The organism is Caballeronia humi (assembly GCF_001544475.1).
Taxonomy (GTDB): domain Bacteria; phylum Pseudomonadota; class Gammaproteobacteria; order Burkholderiales; family Burkholderiaceae; genus Caballeronia; species Caballeronia humi.
In genome coordinates this window covers 1-632 of record NZ_FCNW02000240.1, presented here as the reverse complement: position 1 = coordinate 632, position 632 = coordinate 1, and the positions used below count along the sequence as shown (strand labels likewise).

1 protein-coding gene is annotated in these 632 nt (G+C 58.2%); it reads left to right on the top strand.

What is annotated here, in order from left to right; genetic code table 11:
• Positions 1 to 377: 377 nt before the first annotated feature.
• The coding region (locus AWB65_RS37595; protein WP_235008143.1) for a hypothetical protein at positions 378 to 632 on the top strand (255 nt) is incomplete at its 3' end.

Sequence of the window (632 nt, the reverse complement as noted above, 5' to 3'; positions counted from 1 at the left end):
GCGTCGCGCGTCATCTCGCAGAGCGAAGTTGGATTCCGGCCTGTTCTGGCTGCAACAAGAAGGAAGTACACCAGCATTCGATCCGCGTGAGTGCCGACGAAGGAGCCGGTGCGGATCGCTCGCAGGTCGTTCGCCAGTGCCCCCAAGAGGGCCTGCATTTCTTCTTTCGTATAGGGCGGGGGCGACTTGTAGGCTCGTCCAGCGTTTGGAAACGGCTGTCGCGCGAAGCAGTCTCTTCGAAGCTCGCCTGTCGCCACACACTGCATGAGCACCGTTTTCAGGCCCACGTAAAGCGACCGCGCGGTTGCTGGCGACAGTCGCCCACTCTTAGTCCTGGCGGGTCGCCTCTGTAGCCAGCGAATGAAGGTCTCCAACGCGTGACGATCGATATCGGCTATGCAATGCACTGGATGATGGGAGCCCGTGGCCGAGTCGAGGAAATCGAACCATTCCGATACTCCGCCCCAATAAATTGCCCTGATACTCAAATCTGCAAGAATTGGTTGGAGACGTCGCAACCCTTTTGCCATCGACAGAATGAGCTCATCGCGACCAGCGTCGATCTGCGTGCCCGCTCGGCATCGCCAGCGATTGAAGTCCAAGTCCGTCTTTGCTTTAACGATCCATCGATC